This window comes from Sphaerochaeta sp. (genome assembly GCF_050256055.1).
GTDB lineage: Bacteria > Spirochaetota > Spirochaetia > Sphaerochaetales > Sphaerochaetaceae > Sphaerochaeta.
The window spans coordinates 112,819-130,215 of sequence record NZ_JBFWIJ010000002.1 but is presented as its reverse complement, the minus strand read 5'-3'; the positions used below and the strand labels follow the sequence as shown (position 1 = coordinate 130,215).

At 53.4% G+C, this 17,397-nt stretch carries 15 protein-coding genes; 6 read left to right on the top strand and 9 right to left on the bottom strand.

The window, feature by feature from the left end:
- Window positions 1–42 precede the first annotated feature (42 nt).
- The 5 genes from AB7C91_RS01380 to AB7C91_RS01360 form a co-directional block, all read right to left on the bottom strand.
- Window positions 43–1,167, bottom strand: coding sequence for a BMP family lipoprotein (locus AB7C91_RS01380; RefSeq protein WP_428588680.1), 1,125 nt, complete (start codon window positions 1,165–1,167; stop codon window positions 43–45).
- Between the two features lie 74 nt (window positions 1,168–1,241).
- Entirely contained in the window at window positions 1,242–2,315 is a 1,074-nt protein-coding gene (gene mtnA / locus AB7C91_RS01375; protein ID WP_332448246.1) for an S-methyl-5-thioribose-1-phosphate isomerase, read from the bottom strand.
- A gap of 9 nt (window positions 2,316–2,324) precedes the next feature.
- Window positions 2,325–3,107: an S-methyl-5'-thioinosine phosphorylase gene (locus tag AB7C91_RS01370; RefSeq protein ID WP_428588677.1), complete on the bottom strand. Its 783-nt coding sequence runs from the start codon at window positions 3,105–3,107 to the stop codon at window positions 2,325–2,327.
- A gap of 20 nt (window positions 3,108–3,127) precedes the next feature.
- Window positions 3,128–3,877: a DeoR/GlpR family DNA-binding transcription regulator gene (locus AB7C91_RS01365; RefSeq protein ID WP_332448244.1), complete on the bottom strand. Its 750-nt coding sequence runs from the start codon at window positions 3,875–3,877 to the stop codon at window positions 3,128–3,130.
- A 117-nt stretch (window positions 3,878–3,994) separates the two neighbouring features.
- Window positions 3,995–5,233 carry a hypothetical protein gene (locus AB7C91_RS01360; protein ID WP_332448243.1) on the bottom strand — a complete coding sequence of 413 codons (1,239 nt, stop codon included), beginning with the start codon at window positions 5,231–5,233 and terminating at the stop codon, window positions 3,995–3,997.
- 266 nt (window positions 5,234–5,499) lie between these two features.
- On the opposite strand from AB7C91_RS01360, the gene AB7C91_RS01355 reads away from it, so the two are divergent.
- The 6 genes from AB7C91_RS01355 (at window position 5,500) to AB7C91_RS01330 (ending at window position 11,403) form a co-directional block, all read left to right on the top strand.
- Window positions 5,500–6,390: a helix-turn-helix domain-containing protein gene (locus tag AB7C91_RS01355; RefSeq protein WP_428588673.1), complete on the top strand. Its 891-nt coding sequence runs from the start codon at window positions 5,500–5,502 to the stop codon at window positions 6,388–6,390.
- A 219-nt stretch (window positions 6,391–6,609) separates the two neighbouring features.
- Window positions 6,610–7,062 (top strand): nuclear transport factor 2 family protein, encoded by a 453-nt coding sequence (locus AB7C91_RS01350; protein ID WP_428588670.1) that lies wholly within the window; start codon window positions 6,610–6,612, stop codon window positions 7,060–7,062.
- Window positions 7,063–7,074: 12 nt separating this feature from the next.
- Window positions 7,075–8,028 carry an SDR family NAD(P)-dependent oxidoreductase gene (locus AB7C91_RS01345; RefSeq protein ID WP_428588667.1) on the top strand — a complete coding sequence of 318 codons (954 nt, stop codon included), beginning with the start codon at window positions 7,075–7,077 and terminating at the stop codon, window positions 8,026–8,028.
- A complete protein-coding gene (locus AB7C91_RS01340) occupies window positions 8,012–9,586 on the top strand; it encodes a phytoene desaturase family protein (RefSeq protein WP_428588664.1) in 1,575 nt (524 codons plus the stop codon). Before AB7C91_RS01345 ends, AB7C91_RS01340 begins: the two co-directional genes overlap by 17 nt.
- Before the next feature lie 34 nt (window positions 9,587–9,620).
- Entirely contained in the window at window positions 9,621–10,010 is a 390-nt protein-coding gene (locus AB7C91_RS01335) for a DUF3795 domain-containing protein (RefSeq protein ID WP_332448238.1), read from the top strand.
- 28 nt (window positions 10,011–10,038) lie between these two features.
- Window positions 10,039–11,403, top strand: coding sequence for a deoxyribodipyrimidine photo-lyase (locus AB7C91_RS01330; RefSeq protein ID WP_428588661.1), 1,365 nt, complete (start codon window positions 10,039–10,041; stop codon window positions 11,401–11,403).
- Here AB7C91_RS01330 and dnaE read toward each other — a convergent pair.
- Genes dnaE through AB7C91_RS01310 form a run of 4 tightly spaced genes read right to left on the bottom strand, consistent with a single transcriptional unit; the run spans window position 11,400 to window position 17,328 of the window.
- Window positions 11,400–14,312 carry a DNA polymerase III subunit alpha gene (dnaE, locus tag AB7C91_RS01325; protein ID WP_428588658.1) on the bottom strand — a complete coding sequence of 971 codons (2,913 nt, stop codon included), beginning with the start codon at window positions 14,310–14,312 and terminating at the stop codon, window positions 11,400–11,402. The genes AB7C91_RS01330 and dnaE overlap by 4 nt on opposite strands.
- On the bottom strand, window positions 14,302–15,477 hold the full coding sequence (locus AB7C91_RS01320) for a DNA polymerase (protein WP_332448235.1): 1,176 nt from the start codon (window positions 15,475–15,477) through the stop codon (window positions 14,302–14,304). The genes dnaE and AB7C91_RS01320 overlap by 11 nt, the downstream gene beginning before the upstream one ends.
- Window positions 15,438–16,265 carry a DUF72 domain-containing protein gene (locus AB7C91_RS01315; protein ID WP_332448234.1) on the bottom strand — a complete coding sequence of 276 codons (828 nt, stop codon included), beginning with the start codon at window positions 16,263–16,265 and terminating at the stop codon, window positions 15,438–15,440. The genes AB7C91_RS01320 and AB7C91_RS01315 overlap by 40 nt, the downstream gene beginning before the upstream one ends.
- 31 nt (window positions 16,266–16,296) lie before the next feature.
- Complete coding sequence (locus AB7C91_RS01310) at window positions 16,297–17,328, bottom strand: GGDEF domain-containing protein (RefSeq protein ID WP_428588654.1); 1,032 nt, start codon at window positions 17,326–17,328, stop codon at window positions 16,297–16,299.
- Between the last annotated feature and the right edge of the window lie 69 nt (window positions 17,329–17,397).

The following is a 17,397-nucleotide window of genomic DNA, read 5'->3' as shown; positions in this document are numbered from 1 at the left end:
GAAACACCACCCGCACCGATGGTACGGGTGGTCGAAGTATGGTCAGTTGACTTTGAACTGCTCGGGGGTGAATCCTCCGAAGTTGGAAGCTGGAACGATGGTTCCATCCTGGACCAGCTTGTATGCCTGGTCGAGTTTCTCGATGGTGGAACTCTGCAACTGGTTGCGTCCGCTCTTCTTGACGAAACCGGTCGAGTCGGTGTCAGCCTTCAACAATACATTCTGGCCTTTGAACGAGCCGTCCTGGATCCTGTTGAGGGTCCGTTCAACATTCAGACTCATGACCTTGAGGACACTGGTGAGAATGATGTTCGAATTGCCGACCACACCGTCATCCCACTGGTCGACGTCACAACCGATGACCCGAAGTTTTCCGTTGCTTTCCTTGGCTGCCGTGAATACGCCGTTGCCGCTGGCTCCAGCTGCGACGAAGATGATGTCGACACCCTGGGCAAGTAATTGCTGGCCGATGATCTTTCCGGTTGCTTCATCGGCGAAGGATCCTACATAGTTGCCACCCACATTGGCGCCCGTTACGTCAGTGCCGGCCTGGCTGGGAAGCTCGACTACCTGTACTTTGGTACCCAGCTTCTGGTTGGCATAGATGACTCCGCATTCAAACCCGTACTGGTAGTTGACGTTGGAAGGGTAGGCCACTCCGTTGACCACGGCTACCTTGTTGGTCTTCGTCTCCAAAGCAGCTGCGACACCGGCGAAGAATCCGGATTCCTGTTCGGCAAACGTCATGGCATAGACATTGGGAAGCTCGACGGTATTGCCTTTTGCATCGGTGGGATAGGTGTCCACGAGGATGAACTTGGTATCGGGATTCTCTTGGGCGAGTTCGCCGATTCCAGCAAACTGGAATCCGGTGCATACCAGCACATCATACTCGGCCACGACGTCGGCTGCTGCTTTCAGTGCTGCTGCGACATCTCCGCTGGGTTCGCGGATTGCGGTGACCTTGGCCTCTGGATGATTCTTCACAAACGCAAGAATGCCGTTGTAGTTGTCCTGGTTGAAGGAACCGTCGTCAACGCCCGAAGGGGTGGTGATGATGGCAATGTTCAATCCGGGCGCTGCCTTGGCCTGCTGTTCCGCACTTCCTGCAGCAAAGAGGGTTCCGGCGATCAGAACCATTGCAATGAATCCTACTGCTCTTTTCATAATCTTCTCCTTATACCAATTAACGTAGCCTTACACCATTATAAAAGATGGTTGCTGGTTTACCAAGTAAGTTTTCAGACCGATTTGATTCCCAGATGTCTCAGCACCTTTTCCGTGGTCGGTCTTTCAATGATCCCGCGTTCGGTGATGATGGCCGTAATCAGGGAAGCATCGGTGACATCGAACGCAGGGTTGTACACCTGTACGCCCTTCGGCCCGGTGCGTCTTCCGAATCCATTGACCACTTCCTCGCCGTCACGCTGTTCGATGACGATGTCCTTTCCTTCCTTCGTTGCAGGATCGAAGGTGGAGGACGGGGCTGCAACATAGAAGGGTATGCCGTAGTATTTTGCCAGGATGGCGACCCCGCTGGTTCCGATCTTGTTTGCAGCATCCCCATTGGCGGCAATTCGGTCGGCTCCTACGATGACCGCATCAATGTTTCCCATCTTCATGACCAGCGAGGCCATGTTGTCGCAAATGACGGTCACATCCATCCCTGCCTTCTGCAGTTCATAGGCGGTGAGTCTGCTTCCTTGGAGCAACGGTCGGGTTTCGTCGGCGTATACACGCAGGCGGTACCCCCGCTCGAATCCAAGGTACAAGGGGGCGAGTGCGGTTCCGTATCCGCTGGTAGCAAGCCCGCCGGCATTGCAATGCGTCAGGATGCTCCAATCTCTTTCCTTGTCAAAGAGGGAAAGCCCATGTTCCCCGATGGCCCTGGACATGGCTTGGTCCTCAGCAAAAATGGCATGTGCCTCCTCAAGCAGTGCTGAGCGAACCGTGTCCTGTTCGGAATTCGGATCGGACACAGCCTGCTGCAACCGCTTTTCCATGCGATCCAACGCCCAGAACAGGTTGACTGCCGTCGGCCTGCTGCTTGCCAAATAGGTTTTCAATGAAGAAAAATCAGCAACAAGTTCCGCCAAATCGCGATACTGTCCGTTTGCCAGGCAGACATACACGCCATAGGCGGCAGCGATGCCGATGGCAGGGGCTCCCCGAACCCGCAATTTCTTGATCGCCTCATAGATTGCTTCCCGCGTATCGAGAAACAAAAAGGTTTCCGTTTCGGGGAGCAGGGTCTGGTCGAGCAGGACCAAAGCCGGCGGCTGCAATTGAAGACTGACTGGAATAACCGTGTACATGCATAACTCCTAATGCTGTGAAAGATACAGGACCGAATGGTTGCAGCTGCAATGTTCCTGGCTCAACGAAGTGGAACTGAATACCTGGAATATAGTATCCAATACCTGCTGTTTCGCCTGGGTAATACGCGCACCATGGTCTATGTGGGCGAGATTTTCGTTCGTAATGCCTGCGGCCATATTGGAAATGAGTGCGATCGCCGCATAGCAAATTCCTGCTTCCTTTGCGAGGAATACCTCGGGAATGCCCGTCATCCCGACCAGAGTGGCTCCCAATTTACGCATCATGGCTATTTCCGCCTTGCCTTCAAAGCGCGGCCCTTCGGTACAGGCATAGATTCCTCCCTGGTGCACGGCAAGGCCTTGCTGCAGAGCGGCTTGCACGAAAGCCGAACGCAGGCTCCGGCAATAAGGATCGCTCATATCGGTATGGGCAACCACCGAATCGGAACCATCAAAAAAGGTCTTGCTGCGATTGGTGGTGAAATCCAGGAAGTCCTCGATCAGGACGACCGATCCCTCCCCGATTTCCGGGCGCATCGATCCGCTGGTAGCCAAGGCATAGATATATGCGATTCCTTCCTGTTTGAGCGCCGCCATCTGGGCTCGGTAATTGATGGCATGCGGAGGACAGGTGTGCTGCTGTCCATGACGGGGGAGAAAGAGAATTTCCTCATCCCCAAGCAGAAAGCGATAGGTTTGTACGTCCCCATAGGGTGTCTGTGTGATGAACGGACCTTTCAGGTTGGGAAGCGACCCAACCCCGGTTCCTCCGATGATGGCTTTGTCCATGGCCTGCTCACTTCCTCCGATTAGAGATCTGAAACATCAGCAATGATGATGTTTTCCTTGTTTCGTAGTTCGATTTCCACCTTTGCGGTGGTGATGATGGCATCAAAATCCTCAGCTTTTGCAAACACATGGTGGGAAAAGGCGGTGAATTTGGTAGAGTCGACAATGAGAAGACTCCGCTGGGAACGGCTGATGACCTTCCTGTTGATTATCGATACATCCCGGTCGAAGGATGAGACCCCTTCATCGGATACCGCACTGGCTCCGATGATGCAGGATGAGAAATTCATCCGCTCGATCTCCTCAAACACTTCCGGACCGTGAGTGATACCGTAGTTGTGGTCCAACTGTCCCCCAACCACGATGGTCTTGATCTTGTATTCGACCAACTTCGGCAGATGGAAGATCCCGTTGGTCACCACGGTCACATTCTTTCCCGCCAAGAAACCGATCAGGTAATTTTCCGTCGTACCGGGACCAAGATAGAGAAATTCATTGTTCTCGATATACCTGGCGGCTTTGCTGCAGATCAGGTACTTTTCATCTGACTTGACCTCCAGCCGAGCGACCACCGAATGCTCGGCTTCCTCGCTCAATTTCACGCCGCCGCCATTGAGGAGGATGATTTTCCCCTCGTCCTCCAGTTTCTTCAGATCACGTCGGACCGTAGGAAGTGAGACCTTCGTCAAATCTAGCAATTCGTCGATATACGCGATCTGCTTCATCTTGATATAGGAATAGATCTGGCTTTGCCGGACATAGGGTATCATGGATCACCATACCTCGTTATGCGTTTTCTTTCATTGTGCAGCAAGCTGCAGGAAATGTATACCGAAATCCCGACCAGGGCAGACAGCCGCTGCGCCGTCTGTCCTGGCCGAAAACCCTTATTGGTAATCGGCTCCGGTAAGATACCGATGGAACGCGTTGTTCACGAACAAGGTGTGCTCGTGCACCGAAAGGCCACTCAGGCTTTCCAAGGTATTGATGAGGTTCGCCTTATTCTCCAGCAAGGAGAAAGGATGGATGGAATACCCGTTGTCCTCAAGCACGCAGTCCACGATTTCCACATAAGCCTTTGGATCGGCATTGAAGGTCGTACTGTACAGCGGCTGCCACCAGGAACCCTTGAGTAATGGGATGTTGCTTCCCTTCGCCTGGTTGGTGTCATTCTTCTTAGCATATGTGTTGATCAAGGAATCGAAGCGTAGCAGATCTTCCTTGGAGTTGAACTCGAACTTGGCGTCGTACTCGACCGCATAGGCAAGATAGAAATTATCACTGAACTCAAGCACCATGTAATACGGACTCGGCTCGGGAACTGGACCCCAGTCAAGCAGGTACTCGTAGATGGAAACCTTCGGCTCAATCTGGATCTTGGCGTCGATGCCTTCGCTGTTGAGCAACACGATCAGCTGTTTGAGATGCACTTCGTCGCTGTGTCCGTATTGGATGGTACGGGAAGAGAGGAACCGGGCAGCATCAGCATCTTTCTTGAGGTTATAGCCGGTGGATGCACGCTTTTGGACAGTTGCGGCCCCAATTTTATCCAGATTGCCGTCACTGAAAAGTGTATAACCGTCGAATGCGTTGGAAATACGCATCAAAATGTCTGCGTCGCTGACCTTGCCGATATAGTTCCTAGCCTCGCCGTTCGCGTTGGCAACGCTCATCAACAGGTTGTCCGCCGTCTTGCTGTCAAGCGTTCCTGTGGAGAGCAACTGCATCGCCACTGAAGCGGGAAGCAGGTGGGCATCAAGGGCGCAAGCCAGATAGCGCGATACATCGGAGGGAAGGGCGGTGAAGATGCCGTATTGCTGCAGACGATTGAGCGCTTTCTCATTGCTGTACGTCAAGGCCAGCTCGTTGAGATCGGAAGCCTGGACCAGAGCCTTGAACAGGTCTGCATCCTGATTCAGCACGATCTGCTTTCCGCTGATCTTGGAAAGCGAAGCGGCAAACGTAGACCGGTCGACGACCGTCGATGGAAGTGTGACGGAAAAATATTGATCCAGGTACTGGGCATTGGTTGGGTCGGTGAACTGAGTATTTCCCTCACTGACCCCGTTTCCGAAGAGCAATGCGGTAAGAACCAGCATGCCGACGAACGTGGTGATTTTTTTCATACGTGACTCCTTTTGTGGTGAATCCATGATGTGTGATGCTTTTACTGTACCATCGAAATACAAAGGTGTCTAGAAAAATCAAAAAATGATTTATTATGATAAAATAATGAACAAAACCTTTCCGGTAAGTGAATTTTCAGCAATCAGAGTATGAACAGTCGAGGATGAACAACACGGAAACTGAAATTCAGTACGAGAAACGCAAGCAGCATCAAGTACGAAACGGTCAGTAATGATATGATCGGATTGGAGGTGAAGACAGGACCATGGATGCACAAAGGCGCCAAGCAGTTCACAGGATGCTTTCCTATATCCAGAACCATCTGGATTCGGAGGTAACTCTTCTGCAGATAGCCCATGCCGGAGGATATTCCCCCTATCATGCCGATCGGATCTTCAAGGAAGAGACCGGCTCCTCGTTGTTCGCCTATCTTCGCAAAAGCAGGCTTGCAACGGCAGCCGACATCTTGGCAAAGACGGACCGAACGATTTTGGATGTAGCACTGCAATTCGTCTTCGATTCGCATGAAGGGTTCACTCGAGCTTTCTCCAAGCAGTTCGGCATGAGTCCCTCAGCATTTCGGAAAGCGCTCAGAACATATCATACATATGTTGATACTCAGCATACAAAGGAAGGAACACAGGATATGCAAACCGTATTTGTACAGGTTATCCAAAGACCGATGCGTAAAGTCATAGTCAAATATGCACAAAAAGCAACTGATTATTTCACCTATTGTGAGGAAGTGGGGTGTGCAGTATGGGATGTCCTGGCTTCGATTCCCGAAGCACTCTATGAGCCGATAGGGATGTGGATGCCCCCTTCTCTGCGTAAGCTTGGTGCAGGTATATACATGCAGGGCGTCGAAGTTCCGATGGGATACGACAAGCCCGTTACGGATGGGTTCTCCCTCATCACCTTGCCTCCCTGTTCTCTGATGGTCTTCCAAGGCCCTCCCTTTGAGGATGCTGCTTTTTCCGGGGCAATCCAAGATGTATGGGAAGTGATGGAACACTATGATCCGACGCTGTACGGGTACCGATGGGCGGACGAGGATGGCCCTCGTTTTCAACTCTGCCCCTTGGGATACAGAGGCTATATTGAGGCAAGACCGGTACGAGCCTTGGAAGGAAAGCCCCAGGTGGCATCCTCCTGACCGATTTTCATGACGAACCAAATCCGATGATTGGCTTTTGCAGGCGAATTCCCTTATCCTGAATACGGTCGCATCCCTGTGGGTTTCCCTTTTTGAAACGCTTCTCTCAGATTGGAAGTCCAAGGGTCTTATGGATTCCGTTTGTCGTGTGGCATGCATGCAATTCGGTTTTCTGCTATTTTCATTTTGCCATGTACCAATTTCATGGTAGGCTTACCTATGGAAACCAAACAAGATATCCCATTGCTTGATGCAAAGGCCATCCGAAGGCTCTGGTCTCAGACTTATAATACCCAAGGCAAACCCGATTGGTCGCACTTGTACCCGCTGTATGACCAAGAAATCAGGTTTCAGGATTCCATCCAGAGCCTCGAAGGCAAGCAGGCATTCATGGCTATGTGTGAACGATTAGCCAAACGGTGCAAGCAGATGGATATGGAGTTGTACACCATTGTCCGCGAGAATGACCATGCCTTCCTGCAATGGAAAATGACTACGCGGTTTCGCCATTTCCCCAGCTCCCCCATCTATGGTTGCTCCTGCCTCACCTTCAACGAAAAGGAATTGATTGTGGAACAACGTGATTATTACGACCTTTGGGGGGATATAGCCGATCATGTCCCGGTATACCATCGCTTGTACCGATGGTTTATGCGTACCTTTTTCGGATAGGAGTACACGAGCATGCAATGGCCTGAAGAATTGATGTTCATGAAGAATTCTCGCGCAGTGCAGAAACGAAGCACGCTTCGCTTGGATGGGAAAATCGTGGTCATCACCGGAACGACCAGCGGGGTCGGGAAGGCTGCGGCCATCCGGTTCGCCCAAGGCGGAGCACATCTTGTCATGATCTGCAGGAATGCGGCGAAAGCCCGGACGCTCCAAGACGACCTGATACGGAATTATCAGGTTCCCGTCAACGTTCTGATCGCCGATTTCACCGATCTGGAAAGCATACGGGCCGTAGCGCGGGCAATTGCAGCACAGTATCAGCGAATCGACGTACTCATCCATAATGTCGGTATTCATAGGACACATAAGGTAATCCTCGCCGAGGGCTATGATGAAGTGTTCCTGGTAAACCATCTTGCTCCATTTTTGCTGAACTGTCTGCTTCTGCCTACCATGGTTCGCTCACCGAAAAGTCGGATCCTGTATGTGAATTCGGAAGGACATCGGTTCAGTACCGTGCATCCTGATGACCTGCAATGGAAATGTCACCGGTATACGGGTCTGAAAGGATATGGGGCGGCAAAAACCGCCCAACTGCTGACCATCTGGGAATTTGATGAAATGTTAAAACCCTACGAGGTACGTATTACGGCCATGCACCCAGGAGCGGTCAAAAGCAGTGTAGGCCATGACAACGGGGGATTCTACGCATGGTACGCACAGCATGTCCTCTCCCATTTCCTCGGAGATCCCTCCTGTTCAGGCGAAGCGCTCTATTACCTTGCAACAACAAAGGAACAAACCGTGAGCAGTGCACGGTTTTACAACCAGACGGTGGAGGAGAAACCGGCAGCCCATGCCTTGGACCGGACGCTCGGTAAGGTGGTGTTTGCACAAAGCCTGCAGCTGGTTGGGCTTGGTGTTTTGGAACTTGACGGGAGGAAGCAGCATGAAGACACAGTATGATATCGTCATTGTCGGAGGAGGCATGGCAGGACTCACCGCATCAGCCTACTGCACCCGTAGTGGATATTCCGTGTTGCTGTGCGAACAACAACCGCGTCTCGGCGGTTTGATCGGTTCATTCGAACGGGAAGGGTTTGTATTCGACCAAGGCATCCGTGCGATTGAGAACTCAGGTATCATCTTTCCTATGCTCAAACAGTTGGGCATCAGCCTATCCTGGGTCAAAAGCCCGGTGACCCTCGCAGTGGGGGACCAGAAAATCAAGGTGGACAGTCTGGATAGTTTTGCTGACTACCAAGAGATGCTTGGTTCCTTGTTCCCGGAAAACAAGGCGGACATCCAGGCCATCATGGAAGAGATACAAAAGATTACTTCCTACATGGATGTGCTGTATGGCATCGATAATCCCTTGTTTCTTGATTCCTATCAGGATCTGACCTACCTGAGAAAGACGTTGCTGCCGTGGTTCTTTCGCTACCTGAGAACCATCAAAACGATTGAACACCTGCAGGAACCGGTAGGGTCCTACCTGAAACGATTCACGTCCAACCAGGCATTGATCGACCTGATCGCCCAGCATTTCTTCCAGGATACCCCCACATTCTTTGCCCTCAGTTATTTCGGGCTCTATCTGGCCTACCAATACCCGCTCGGCGGAACCGGTGCATTGCCGACTTGTTTGGCGCACTATGCGATTGAGCATGGCCTGGATACCGCGATCAGACATCGGGTGGAAAACATCGATGTGGAAAAACGTTGCATTGATGGACAGATTACGTATAAGCATTTGATCTGGGCAGCCGATTTGAAGAGCCTCTACCGGATAGCCCATAGCAACGACAAACGCCAAGCCTCGGCCATCGAAAACCAAAGAAAACGCATGGAACACCACCGGGGAGGGGATTCAATCTTCTCGCTCTATGTGGCAACCGATCTGGAGCCTTCCTATTTTTCTTCCCGTTCGAGCGCCCATCTGTTCTATACCCCCAATACCAGAGGACAAAGCAGTATCGACAGACGTGCACTCGACCCCGCCTGTCATGATAAGGATATGATCGAAGCTTATCTGAAGGACTACTTTCATACCACCACCTATGAAATATCCCTGCCGGTGCTCCGTGATCCAACGCTAGCACCAAAGGGATGCACCGGCCTTGTCGTCAGCACCTTGTTCCCCTATGAGCTGGCGCATCGCATACAGGAGGATGCCTGGTATGAGGAATGCAAGCGGATATGCGAACAGACCATGCTCGCAGTCCTTTCAGACCAATTGTATCCCGATCTCTTCCAACACTGCAGATTCGTGTTTTCCTCCACACCGACCACGCTTGAACGGCTGACCTCCAACAGTGAAGGGGCTATCACCGGCTGGTCGTTCACCGATGGCGAGGTGCCGGTAGTGCATCAGATGCGACGTATCACCAAATCGGTGGAAACGGTGATCGCCCATGTGTCCCAAGCCGGGCAATGGTCGTTCAGTCCTTCCGGTCTCCCGATTTCCGCCATGACGGGAAACCTAGCGGCAAAACGGGCGATCAAGGATTTGAAAAAGCGATGACCTGATGAAACGGACCGGAAAGGAGGTCCCAAACATGCAAGCGGAAAAAGGATTCGCCTATTGTGGTCTAGCGTGTTGCCTGTGCAATGAAAATCAGGATTGCGCCGGATGCCGCCAGGAAGGATGCTCCGATCACTTCTGGTGCATGCACTATGCATGCTGCACGGAACAGCAGATCAGCGGATGTTGGGAATGCACCCGGTTTCCCTGTGGAGGGGCAATGTTCAAGTCCGACCGCATCCGTGCCTTTGTCCGATTTCTCGGCCTGTATGGTGAGTCGGCCCTGCTTGCTGTGCTCAGTCATATGGAGTGTGCAGGATGGATCTACCACTATCCGGGTCAATTGGTGGGTGACTATGATGCACGGAAAGATGAAGAGGCGATCCTGTCGATTTTGGAAGCTGAATGGAAAAGACTGTCATGAAAGTCAAGGTATATGCTAAGCTTTGCCTATGATCGATGCACAACGTATTAAGCACCTCAATGCACAGCAGGTCAATCCACAGGGCTCCTACGTACTCTATTGGATGCAGGCTTCCCAGCGGGTCGTTCAGAATGAAGCGCTTTCCCATGCTATTGCGACTGCAAATTCCCTCAGAAAGCCCTTGGTGGTGTATTTCGGCATCGCTGAAGCCTTCAATGAGGCGAATGAACGGCATTACCGTTTCCTGCTCGAGGGGCTGAAGGATGTCCAGGAGGGTTTGCTTGAACAAGGAATTTCCCTCTGGGTATACGGAAACGGGGTGGTGGAAGGCCTGATGCAACTTGCTGAAAACGTTGTCGCTCTCGTCACCGACTGTGCCTACGGTAGATTGGAACAGTCGTGGAGACGGGAAGTTGCACGACGCATTCCCTGTGCCATGGTCCAGGTGGAAGCGAATGTCATCGTCCCGGTGGAAACGGCTTCCCTCAAAGAGGAATATTCGGCAGCAACGCTTCGGCGAAAGATTGAACCGATGATCGGTTATTTCGCCCAGAAGCAAGAGCCTGTCCATTTGCAACAGAATTCCCTGTCAATTCAGATGCCTTTCGCTTTGGTTGATTTGGATGATATTCCCGGATTGCTGGCATCGATGCATCTGCAGAAGAAAGGCGGTGATCGTCTTCTTATGCGGGGAGGGGAAAAATCCGCACAGGCCACTCTTTCCCATTTCATCGAGCATGGCCTTGCCTTGTATGCTGAAAAGCGAAATGATCCCGGCGAATCTGTTTCCTCCCATCTCAGTGGGTATCTGCATTTCGGACAGATCAGCCCGATTACGGTGTATCTTGCGATCAAGGATGAGGATTGCTCTTCTGTTCCCGCATTTTTGGAACAGTTGGTGGTCAGGCGGGAACTTGCCTGTAATTTTGTCCATTACAATCCCTTGTATGATCAGTACGCCTGTCTTCCCCTCTGGGCGAAAGCGAGTCTCGAAAGCCATGCTTCGGATCCAAGGCCAGTTCTGTATACGCTATCCGAGCTGGAGGGAGCCCATACCCACGACCGATATTGGAATGCCGCCCAACAGGAGTTGGTTGCGCTTGGGACCATGCACAACTATATGCGGATGTACTGGGGAAAGAAAATTCTGGAATGGAGCGCCGATCCCGAAGAGGCCTTCCAAACCGCCTTGTATCTGAACAACACCTATCAGTTGGATGGGCGCGATCCCAACGGGTACGCCGGGGTGGCTTGGTGCTTCGGCAAGCATGACCGGCCTTGGACCGAACGGACGGTGTTCGGAAACATTCGCTATATGAATGACAAAGGCCTTGAACGCAAGTTCTCCATGCAGCGGTATCTGGACCGCATACAAGAGGCGATCCAAATCTAAGCTCCCAGCTTCTTCAGTTGTTGCACTTCCAGAATCAAGGCCCCTTGATCTTCCTGGACCATGCCGAAAACCTCCAACGGCCAAAGTGAGGAAAGCAGCGGATAAAACCGGGAGAAGAGTTGGGGAAACAGTACCGTCTCATACAAGGCGGTCTCATCCTCGAAGGACACGAAGCTCATGCTTTCCCCCCCCTTGGTGCGAACCTGTTTCTGGGTGATCTGATACCCTGCCAAGGTTACCGAATGCCCTACATACCGGCCGAGGTCGCATGCCTTGATGCGCTTGAGTCGCGCCAGATAGGGAGCCCAGAGCAGCAGCGGATGGTGTGCTCTGAGAAATCCCAGGGCAGAGAATTCCTGATGCAACTCTTCCTCGGTCCTTTTTGCCGTTTGGACGACATGTCTGGTGGGAACCAGGTTGTTCGATACGCCGAATAGCTCGGGTTGTTCCTGATTTCGGTCAGCATGTGTCGTAGTGAGAAGCTGCCGCAATTGTTCGCTTCGTCTCAACTGGGGCTCAAGGCTGTCGAAGGCGCCTGCACCAACGAGGCTGACCAAATCCTCACGGGAGAGTCCCAGGCGTGATGCGGCTTCTTTGAGGGAAGCGAAGGGGCCTCCTTTTCTGCGTACCTCAATGATCCGCTGCTTTCCCTCATTGCTAAGGTTTGCGATGGCCATCAAGCCGATGACCAGCGTATCGCCGTGGGCATGATAGGTGATCCTGCTGCGGTTGAGGTCGGGCCCCTCGATGTGAATGCCCATTCTCCGGGCTTCGCTGATATAGGCTTGGCTTCGGTAGTAGCCTCCCTGGTTGGAGAGTACCCCAGCCATGAAATAAGGGCCGTAGTGCACACGGAGGTAGGCACTCTGGAAGGAAACCATGGCATAACTTGCCGAGTGGGGTTTGCAGAACGAGTATCCGTCGAACGACAGCATCATGGCCCAGATTTCCTCGGTGGTCTGAGTGGGGACCTTGTTTCGGGCACATCCTGCAAAGAAGGTATCCTGATATGCTTTCAGTTTTCGCCCTCCCGCCTTCTTGGCGATGACTTTTCTCAGGTTGTCCGCTTCCGCTTCATCGAAACCAGCCAGGGCGACCGCTGTCTTGGATACATCTTCTTGGTAACAGAGGATGCCGTAGGTCTCGTCAAGAATATAGGCAAGGCGTGGATGCAAGGGCTCCCACCGCTTGCCTTTCAAGCGTTGTACATATTCATTGATGTACTTGTTGGCCGCTGGACGGATGATGGAGGAATGGATGACGATATGCTCGAAATCACCTTTTCCGGTTTTCTTCTGCAATTGGCGCATCGCCGGTGACTCCAGGTAGAATACTCCCATCGAATCGCCTCGCGCCAAGGCTGCGATGGTCGGTTCGTCCTCGCTGGGATGCCAGGTTCGTTCATCGATGTGGATGCCGTCCTCTGCAAGATTGGCCAGCGTATCGCGGATGACCGCCAAGGAACGGTTTCCCAACAGATCGATTTTGACAAAACCGGCTTGTTCCGTTCCTTCCTTTTCCCATGCCAACAACGGGTAGCCCTCCCTGCTGGCCAAGGTGGGGGCATAATCAGCGACTGCCTTGGGGGTTATCACCAAGCCTCCGCAATGCATCGAAATCTCCTTGGGAAGACCGTCCAACTTGGTTGCCACTTCGCAGATGGTTTGCCACAGGGGATCATCCACCGAGGTGCGTCCCCGTAAAAACAGTTCTTTTTCCCCGGCGCTGATCTGGCTGTCGGTCAAACCGTAGCAACGACCGGCTTCCCTGATTGCACTGCGAAGCCGGAATCGGTTGTGATTGGCCACCCGGGCGCAGCGATCCTCTCCAAAGGTCTTGATCACCCGCTCGAAGATGCCGTCCCGTTCATCCCAGGCGAAATCGACATCGATATCGGGAGGATCTCTGCGGGAAGGGGAGAGAAACCGCTCGAAATAAAGATGGTGGGCGATGGGATCGACATTCGTGATGAACAGGCTGTAGGAAACGATGGAAGCGGCGGCCGAACCGCGCCCGCAGGTACGGCTGCTCATCTGTACGATATCGTGCATGACCAAGAAGTAGGGGGCGAACCCTTTGGCATTGATGATGTCCAGTTCGTAGTCAATGCGTTCAAGAATGGCGTCGTTGAGTTCTCCGTAGCGGATTTCGGCTCCAAGGAGCACCCGGTGGCGCAACTCTTCTGGTGCAGAATCGACCGGGTACTCGGGAAAGACCAGCGAGGAGGGGAAGGGATCGTAGGCGATCAGATCTTGTGTTGCACCTACCGCTTCCGGCCAACTGGAAAAGGTCTCCGACCACTGCCGTTCATCGAGCAGGATTCCTCCTGTCTGCACATATTCCTCTTCGTCCAAGGTCCCTACGGTGGTACCGGTGGCGATGCACCGCAGGATGGTATGCACCTTGCGATCCTCCTCGGATAGCAGAAACGCATCATCGAGGGCGAGCAGCGGCAAGGAAAGCGAGCGGGAGGTGCGTACGGCTTTCAGGCAGGTGGGAGTAATCGCTCCATAAAGGCGGCCGACCGATGGGGCAAGCTCTGCAAGCAGACTGGGATCGCAGGTGGCGATCACCAGTGACCCGTCATCGGCTGCAAGCGCCCGCACATAGGAGAAGGAGGGGTCGACGGCCCGTTTGGAAAGCAGGGCGCACAGCCGTTCATATCCCCTCCGGTTCTGCACGAAGGCGAACAGGGAAGACGGGCCTTCGCTCAAATAGGCAGCACAGATCAGGCTGATGCCCCGTTCTTTTGCCTCCTGCCTGCATTCGGGATAGGCATACAGGTTGTCACGATCAGCTATGGCAATACGATCCACCCCGAGCTGTTGGAACCGGTCGAAGAGGGTGGGTATGGTGCAGGTTCCCCACAACAGGGAATAGGCGCTCTGGACGGCGAGTCTAGTGGACATGATACAGGGCCGTTGCATGGGAGAGGATGCCCGGCCCGAACCTCCGGCGTACCTCGTCGATCGTCTGTTGCAATGCAGTCTGCCTATCCAGGTCTTCCGGTTGGAAGAGGTCCACTTCCTGCAAGGCCGGATTCAAGGCGGAAAGCCGGAGGGTGAACCCCAACAGGTGGACTCTCCGCTGGAGAGCCTGCAGGGCCGCCTGCCAGCACGCCTGTTCCAATTCCTTGTCGAGCAGCCACTGCCCTTTGGTCCGTCGGGTAGCTTCGTTGCTTCTGCCGTCGCTCCAAGACAAGGTGATGCCGACCATCGAGGTTCCCAGCCGTTCACTGCGCATCTGCATGGCGGCGTCCTCGACGGCCGAGACAAGGGCCGCCCGCAATGCGTCCTGTTCCAAGCGCGGTTCGGCAAAACTGACTTTGCGGACGATGCTGCGTTGTGCCCCGATTCCTTTATGGAATGTCGAAGTGTCCAGCCCACGGGCGGCATCACGCAAAGCAAGCCCCCGCTTTCCCAGAAAAGCAATGACCGCTTGGTCGTCAAGGGATGCAAGCTCGCCGATTTGCTTGATGCCTGCTACATGCAGTAATCGCCTGATGGCCGGTCCCACCCCGGAAAGCAGGCTGATATCCTGACTTGCCAGAAAGGAAGATTCCTCTCCTCCCCTAATCTGGGTGAGCCCGGAAGGCCGGATTGCCCTCGTGCCGATTTTTGCCACCAGTTTGTTGGATGCAACGGCCACTGCACCTTCGAGGCCGAGCCGTTCCCGGATTTCCTTGCGGATACGTACGGCACTGTCCACCACAGGGCCGAACAGCCGGGAGGTTCCCTGCATATCGAGATAGACATGTCCACCCTTGTCGCACTCCAGATGCGGGGAATAGGCCTGCACGATATCCGCTATCGCTGCGTCGGCCTTGGCGGTTGCCTGGGTATCGGGGGAAAGCAGCAGCAAGGAAGGGAGCATCCGCTGGGCGATACTGACCGGCATGCCGGAACGGATGCCTTCCTTCCAGGCCAGATGGCTGGAAGTGAGCACAACCCTGCGCGACCCTTCCCGTGCGATGGCAAACGGCCGGTTTGCCAAGGATGGTTGTTTGGCAATTGCCACGGCAGCGGCAAAGTCGGTCACATTGATATGGATGATGCTTGCTTGGGAAGGTTGCATGCTATCCCTCCGCGTTCACACAACAGGGCCTTGAGCCGCCGGGCGTTCTGTACCGCCTGTCCTCTGCGGTGATTGTTGAAATACACCAGTACTGTATTGGTTCCCATGGACAGAGAGAGCAAGCGTTCGAGCAGGCTTTCCAATTCCTTGTCACTGTACAGGTAGTCGTACCGGCTGGCTGCATCCGAACCCCACCAGGTTTCCTTGTTCCTGCCGTGCAGGCGCAGATAGGCGAGGGAGGATGTGGTGACATCCATGACCGGTGGATTGCCTTGGATCTGCGGCAGATCCAGGCAGGCAAAGCAGACCTTCCGCTCCCTGAGGGAATCGAGGGTACGGTTGTTGTACCACTTGCTGTTGCGGAACTCAACGGCCAGCGGCAGCGGGGAGAGTATACGCAGCAACGCATCAAGATAGAGCCGTTGTTCCGGTTCATAGTGGAAGGAGGAGGGAAATTGCAGGAGAATGGCATCCAGGACGGAGGCTGCGAGCAGTGGTTCAAGGGAACGGCGGAACAACGAAGCCTGCCGCTTCCAGGAAGTTGGATCGATGGTATGGGTGAGGCTTTGGTGTGCCTTGATGGAAAAATGTAGGGAAGGTGCGATTTGGTGCATCAGGGCAAGCTGGGTCGCCTCCGGCATCCGATAGTAGCTGAAATTCAATTCCACGCTGGCAAACATGGTTGCATAGTAAGCGAGAAACTCCTCCGGCTTGGTCCCTTGCGGATACACAGGACCGACCCATTCGGTATAGCTGTAGCCTGATGTGCCGATCAGTATCGTACTCATACTTCAGATATACTATATATATGTTAAGTAATCAAGAGGGCTCGTACATGCATACCTGATCCCTGCCATGCTCTTTTGCCTGATAGAGGGCTTGATCGGCGTGCTTGATGAACCGTTCCATGGTGTCTGTGCCGACATCGTAGAGGCAGAGGCCGCAGGAAATGGTCATCGGTCCCAGTTGCCTGTTGTTGTGGATGATGGAACGGGTGCGTACCTTTTGCGCCAAGTTCTCGGCCAGTGCGACCAGTTCCTCGTTTTGCGTCGTGGGCAGGAGGATGGCAAACTCATCCCCGCCGTAACGGCAGACACTGATGGAAATGGAGAAGTGGTGGATCATCAGGTTGGCAAGCGCAACAAGTACGGCATCGCCGGCATCATGGCCGAAACTGTCATTGAAATGCTTGAAGTTGTCTACATCGAGCAGGATCATACCGATGGAGAATCCTTCAGCTTGTTCACGTTTCAGTTTGTTTTGCAACGTCTCCTCGAAGTAACGGCGGTTGAACAGGCCGGTCAGATGGTCGCGGATGGAATTTTCCTGCAATTGTCTGAGTTGGGTTTTGATCAGATGGTTGGCTATGGTGCTGAGCAAGGAGACAAAAAGGATGAAGATGAAGAAACTCGGCCAATTCTGGGTTTGGAGCAACGGTGTGGTCAGCACGACAACGACCAGCAGCACCAGATGGGAGGCTATAATGACAAGCGTCGCTGCAAGGGGCAAAAAGAGGCTGGAGAGCAGGATCGATCCACTGACATAGACCAACGGAAAGAAGTCGCAAAAAAGCTCCTGTGCATTGATGAGAAAGGAGAACCAGGTTCCCAGGAAGGCAGCGGCCACCGTCAGCGAGGCGCTGAGCAGATACCGATCCTTGCGCAGCACCAGCATGGAGACCAGCAGCATAAGAAAGAGTGCTGACAACAACACGATATAGGCTGCTTTGTCGGGGTTGTGATAGGAAAGGGGAGCAAGGACGGCAACAAGGGCGATCAGCACGATGCCAAGCATGAAGGGATGGAGATTCCGTAAGAGCTTCGGCCTGAGATCATGTGTGTCGTTTGGCATATGATGCTCCTTTGTTTCCACCCATCAGTCTACCATGAAACCGGCAACGTTGCACAAACGGTATACCCC